Annotated in this window: 5 protein-coding genes and 1 pseudogene; 4 read left to right on the top strand and 2 right to left on the bottom strand. The window is 62.0% G+C overall.

Translation table 11 applies throughout. The features are described 5' to 3' along the window. Positions 1-80: 80 nt before the first annotated feature. Positions 81-779 (bottom strand): type 1 glutamine amidotransferase domain-containing protein, encoded by a 699-nt coding sequence (locus I5W_RS00540; RefSeq protein WP_044527789.1) that lies wholly within the window; start codon positions 777-779, stop codon positions 81-83. 133 nt (positions 780-912) lie between these two features. On the opposite strand from I5W_RS00540, the gene I5W_RS00535 reads away from it, so the two are divergent. The 3 genes from I5W_RS00535 (at position 913) to I5W_RS00525 (ending at position 2,956) form a co-directional block, all read left to right on the top strand. After that, positions 913-1,824, top strand: a complete 912-nt coding sequence (locus tag I5W_RS00535; protein ID WP_199901685.1) for a LysR family transcriptional regulator — start codon at positions 913-915, stop codon at positions 1,822-1,824. Between the two features lie 92 nt (positions 1,825-1,916). Further along, the gene (locus I5W_RS00530) at positions 1,917-2,384 is read left to right on the top strand and encodes a helix-turn-helix domain-containing protein (RefSeq protein ID WP_044527787.1); all 468 of its coding nucleotides are present in this window, start codon (positions 1,917-1,919) and stop codon (positions 2,382-2,384) included. Next, on the top strand, positions 2,381-2,956 hold the full coding sequence (locus I5W_RS00525; protein WP_044527786.1) for a PIN domain-containing protein: 576 nt from the start codon (positions 2,381-2,383) through the stop codon (positions 2,954-2,956). Before I5W_RS00530 ends, I5W_RS00525 begins: the two co-directional genes overlap by 4 nt. A 150-nt stretch (positions 2,957-3,106) precedes the next feature. Here I5W_RS00525 and I5W_RS00520 read toward each other — a convergent pair. Next, a pseudogene (locus I5W_RS00520) lies at positions 3,107-4,431 on the bottom strand (dicarboxylate/amino acid:cation symporter). A 313-nt stretch (positions 4,432-4,744) separates the two neighbouring features. Here I5W_RS00520 and I5W_RS00515 point away from each other — a divergent pair. After that, positions 4,745-5,881 (top strand): HAMP domain-containing methyl-accepting chemotaxis protein (locus I5W_RS00515; protein ID WP_252716834.1); only part of this gene is annotated, 1,137 nt, incomplete at its 3' end.

Raw genomic sequence — 5,881 nt, 5'->3', positions numbered from 1 at the left:
CATCATCGGCACCGAAAAAACTAAGGGCCGTCCATATGCTGGACAGGCCTGTTGCCNNGCAGGCGACCGAGACTGGACGATCAAGCCGCCATGCCCAGCGCTNCCAGCAGCACCTGCGCCACCCGCTCCGAGGATTGCGGGTTCTGNCCGGTGATCAACTGACCATCGCGCACTGCGAACACCTGCCAGTTATCGGCTCCTTCGAAGATCCCGCCCAGCTCGCGCAGACGACTCTCCAGCAGGAACGGCACCACCTCGGCCAGTCCCACTTCGCGCTCTTCGGCATCAGTGAAGGAATTGACACGCTTGCCCGCCACCATCGGCTTGCCATCGGCGCGCACGGCCGAGACCAGACCAGCGGCTCCATGGCAGACTGAAGCAATGTACTTGCCGGCGCCAAAGGCGGCCTCCACGGTCGCCTTCACATTGGCATCGGTGGGCAAGTCCCACATGGTGCCGTGGCCGCCGGGGAAGAACACGGCATCAAACGCATCGACCTTGACCTGCCCCAGCGGCAAGGTCTGGGCGATGCGCTGCTGCAGCTCGGCATCGGCCAACATGCGTTCGACGATGGCATCGTTCTGGCCCTGGGCCTTGACGCTGCCCGGATCGATGGGCGCACGGCCACCAGCGGTCGAAGCGATCACCACCGAGGCGCCGGCATCGACCAGCGCGTAATAAGGCGCCGCCAGTTCCTCGGCCCACAGGCCGGTGGGCTTGTCGGTGTCGCCCATGCGGCTGCTGGAGGTGACGATCATCAGGATATTGGGGGTCTTCATGCTGTTCCTTTCTTCATCAGGGGGAGGCGGCAACTGCACAAAAATGCATTGCCAGCATGGACGCCACTTTATTGCCTCCCGCAACGAAGATAAACTAGCCACCAGTCAATTCATTCATTACATCATTGAACAAATGCGCAGCTTCGACCCCGTCCAGCTAGGCAGTATCGAACTCTTCTGCAAGGCCGCCGAACTGGGCAGCTTCACCGCTGCCGCCGAAGCGCTGGGGGTCACGCCCGCCTCGGTAAGCCGCTCCATCAGCCGCCTGGAAACGCGCCTGGGGGTGCGCTTGTTTGCCCGCACCACGCGCCAGATCCGGCTCACCCGCGAAGGCCAGCTCTACCACGAGCAATGCCGCCAGGCGCTGGAACAGATCGCCGAAGCCGAGCGCTTCCTGACCGGCCAGCAAAAAGTCCCCAGCGGCCTGTTGCGCATCAGCGTGGGCACACCCTATGCGCACTACCGGCTGTTGCCCCTGCTGCCGCGTTTCCAGGCCCGCTATCCGCAGATCGAGCTGGAAGTCAGCATTGCCAACCGCGTCATCGATTTCGTCGAGGAAGGCTATGACTTGGCCATCCGCCTGGGCATCCCGCAGGATTCGCGGCTCATCGCCCACCCGCTGGAAGACGCCACGCTGGGCGTCTTTGCCGCCCCGGCCTACCTGCAGCGGCGCGGCACGCCGCACAGCGTGACCGAGCTGCAACAGCACGACTGCATCCAGTTCATCCTGCCCAGCACCGGGCGTGCCATGCCTTGGATCTTCAAGGATGCCCAAGGACGCGACATGGACTTCCATTTCAAGAGCCGCCAGCGCATCCACGATGACGTGCTGGGCTGCGTCAACTGGGCCATTGCCGGCGGCGGACTGTTCCAGATCTATCACTTCATCGCCCAGGCCGCCGTGCAGCGCGGCGAACTGGTGGAAGTACTGCAGGCGGCCGGCCATCGTACCCGGCGTTTTTCCATCCTCTATCCGCACAACCGGCATCTCTCGGCGCGGGTGCGGGCGTTTGTTGATTTCCTGATGGAGGCGGTGCGGCAGTAGAGGGGCTCAAGCGGAAGCAGCCGGCTTTCGATTATTGCGATTTTCGATTGTTTCGAATAATATTCTTGGCAATCGCCCTCCCGGAGCCTGCCATGAACACCCACGCCCCATCCAAAATCAGTTTGCCTGCCGCCAAAGAGGTCGCCTTGGCCGTACAGGGTCAACGCGCCTTGGCTGCTTATTTGAGCTCCCGACTCGACACCCAGCGCATCCAGATCTTCGACGAACACAACCGCGCTCATACAGTGGAGCTGCCCACCTCGGCATTGCGCTTGCTGGTGGACATCCTGGCCGAACTGGCCGATGGCAATGCAGTGAAGGTCGTCCCGGTCCATGCCGAACTGACTAGCCAGGAGGCCGCCGATCTGCTCAACGTTTCACGACCGCATTTGGTCAAATTGCTCGAAGACGGCGCACTGGCCTTTCATCGGGCCGGAAAACACCGTCGAGTGAGGTTTGCCGACCTGATGCAGTACAAGGAAGCACGGGACCGTGCCAGCGCCGAGGCCATGGCAGAACTGGCTCAGCAGGCGCAGGAATTGGGTATGGGATACGAATGAGGCATTCGCCTTTCACGGTCGTCTACGATGCCTGTGTCCTCTATCCGGCTCCATTGCGAGACTTCCTGATGTGGCTGGGCTTGTCCGGATGCTTTCGGGCGCGCTGGAGTCAAGCGATCCACGATGAGTGGAAACGCAACCTGCTGATCAATCGCCCCGATCTCAACCCGGCGCAACTGGATCGTACCTCGGCCCTGATGGATCGTGCCATTCCCGATAGCCTGGTGGAAGGCTACGAGACCCTGATACCAGGGCTAACCCTTCCCGATCCGGACGATCGCCACGTGCTAGCAACAGCTATTCGCTGTGGAGCTAGCGTGATCGTGACCTTCAACGAACGGGACTTTCCTGCTCAAGCACTGATCCCCTATGGTATCGAAGCACAGCACCCGGATGAGTTCGCCCATAATCTGCTCGATCTGGATCCGGCGGCCGTCGCAGCCGCTGCCCAGCGGCAGCGTGCGCAGTTGAAGAAGCCCGCAGTGGATGTGGATCACTACCTGGAAATCCTGCTGCGTCAAGGCCTGGTACAAACCGCCAAGGCACTTTCTACCTATCGCGCCATACTCTGATCTGCCCACAAGCCATGACGGGATCTATCCAGACCGTGATGGGAACGATCCAGGCTTGCAGAAAGACATCGGCCCCATCGTCGCGCCAGCAATGACGCGAGGATGGGGCCGATCAGGCAGACGGGGCGGGAGTGAGCTCCCGCGGTCTGCTTAGTGATGCATCTTGGCTTCGGTGCGATCCAGCACGGCTTCCGGTGCCTGCGCGTCTTCCACGGTCTCGTTGTTCAAGACCTTGGTCAGGCGCTCGCTATCCAGTTCGCCACTCCACTTGGCCACCACCAGCGTGGCCACGCCGTTGCCGATGGTATTGGTCAGGGCACGGGCTTCGGACATGAAGCGGTCGATCCCCAGGATCAGCGCCAGGCCGGCGACCGGTACGTGGCCCACCGCCGAGAGCGTGGCGGCCAGCACGATGAAGCCGGAACCGGTGATGCCAGCCGCGCCCTTGGAGGTCAACAGCAGCACGCCCAAGAGCGTCAGTTCCTGCACGAAGTCATGGGGGTGTTGGTGGCCTGGGCGATGAACACGGCCGCCATGGTCAGGTAGATGGCGGTGCCGTCCAGGTTGAAGGAGTAACCGTCGGGGATCACCAGACCCACCACGGTCTTCTTGGCACCGGCGTTTTCCATCTTGGCCAACATGCGCGGCAGCACCGATTCCGAGGAGGAAGTGCCCAGCACGATCAACAGTTCTTCCTTGATGTACTTGACGAACTTCCAGATCGAGAAGCCGTGCAGACGGGTGATGATGCCCAGCACCACGAAGATGAACAGCAGGCAGGTCAGGTAGAAGGTACCCATCAACTTGGCCAGCGAGAACAGCGAACCCACGCCGTATTTGCCGATGGTGAAGGACATCGCACCGAAGGCGCCGATCGGGGCCACCTTCATGATTGCGCCCACCACCGAGAACAGCACGTGCGAGATCTTCTCGATGAAGTCGAACACCAGCGTGCCGCGGCCGCCGAACTTGTGCAGCGCGAAGCCAAACAGCACCGCCACCAGCAGCACCTGCAGCACGTCACCCTTGGCAAAGGCGTCGAACATGCTGCTGGGGATGATGCTCATGATGAAGTCGGTCACCGAACCCAGCTTGCCGGGGGCAGTGTAGGCGGCAATGCTCTTGGTATCCAGCGCTGCCGGATCAACGTTCATGCCCACGCCAGGCTTGAGGAAGTTCACCAGCAACAGGCCGATGAGCAGGGCCACGGTACTGACCACTTCGAAATACAGCAAGGCCAGGCCGCCGGTCTTGCCGACCTTCTTCATATCTTCCATGCCGGCGATACCGATGACGACGGTACAGAAGATGACCGGCGCGATGATCATCTTGATCAGCTTGACGAAGCCATCACCCAGCGGCTTCATGGCTTCCCCCGTGGAAGGATAGAAGTGGCCCAGCAGGATGCCGATCACGATGGCACACAGGACCTGGAAATACAGCGACTTGTAAAGGGGCGGTTTTTGCGCCGACATGGTGCTTTCTCCTTAAGCGTGGATGACCGGCAGGTCCAGCCAGACCTGCCGCCAGCCGTTATCGGATCGTCGTCCGTTCGGGCCAGTTGATTATTTTCTGTCCGGGAGAACTCCCCCTCCCCGGTTCGGCCGCAAGTATCTCTCAGCCGATCCCGGGCCGGTATTGTGGGAAACCACATAGCTTCAGGAAACAGGGACGCAAACTGCTCTATTCTTCATTCTGCATAGCAACAAGATTCGCTATATTCTGTGCTGGACTGAAGGAACCCTCACCATTCCCCTTCTTTCCGTCCGCACTCACAAGGAAAATATCGTGCAACGAAAACTGACGGTTACCGCTCGCCTGGCGCTCCTGGTAGCGGTAATGTGCGCCAGCGTGCTTTTGCTGGCCTGGCGCGACATGCTGGGCATGGCGTCCAGCAACGACAAGCTGCGCTATGTCTATGAAGACCGGACCATGGCCCTGGTCCATATCGCCCGGGTGCGCGATGCGCTCTACACCAACCGCGACGTCATGGGACGCGCCCTGATGCTGGCCAACGTACCGACCGCCCCCGGCCCCGATGGGGCCAGCGCCCAGGAACAGATCCAGCAGTGGCTGGGCCGCCTCAAGGGCCTGGACGCCAGTTTCGAACAAGCCTGGCAAGCCTACCGCGCCACCCGCCTGAGCCCGGAGGAACAAGCCCAAGCCGAGCGCTTCGAACAAAGCTGGAAAACCTACCTGCAAGAGCGCAATCAGGTCATCGAACTGATTGCCACCACCCAGCTATTGCAAGCCAACCAGAGCTGGACCCAGTTGACCCCACGCCTGGCCTCACTGGCCACCGAACTGGCCAGGCTGGGGCAGTTGCAGGAAAGCCTGACCCATGACTCCTACCAGTCCGCCCTGGAGGAATACGCCACCCTGCGCCGCCACAACCTGCAGATCGCCGGCCTGGCACTGGCGGTGGGTTTTGTCATCGCCCTGTGGATCATCTGCAGCCTGCGCCGCCAGCTCGGTGGCGAACCCGACTACGCGGCCCACATCGTGCGCCAGATCGCCGAGGGCAACCTGGGCGTGACCGTGCAACTGCGCCGCCGTGACCGTGGCAGCCTGCTCTATGCCATGCACACCATGCGCGAGCGGCTCACCGAGATCATGCACGCCGTGACGCTGTCGACCCAGGCGCTGGAGCACTCCTCGCGCCAGCTCAACGCCACCGCGCACGACTTGGCGGAGGCCTCCAGCGAACAGGCGGCGGCGGTGGAAGAAGTCCACAGTGCCATCGCCAACATGAGCCAGGCCATCCAGCAGACCGGCGAACACGCCCGCCGCACCGACCAGATCGCCGTGGCAGCAGCGGCCGATGCCGACAAGAGCGGCGCGGCGGTGCAGACCACGGTGGCGGCCATGCGCGGCATCGCGCGCCAGGTCGGGGTGATCGACGACATCGCCTACCAGACCAACCTG

The organism is Herbaspirillum sp. B65, assembly GCF_000333555.1.
Taxonomy (GTDB): domain Bacteria; phylum Pseudomonadota; class Gammaproteobacteria; order Burkholderiales; family Burkholderiaceae_D; genus Herbaspirillum; species Herbaspirillum rubrisubalbicans.
Note: the sequence above shows the minus strand (reverse complement) of the source record. Positions and strands in the feature narration are given on the sequence as shown.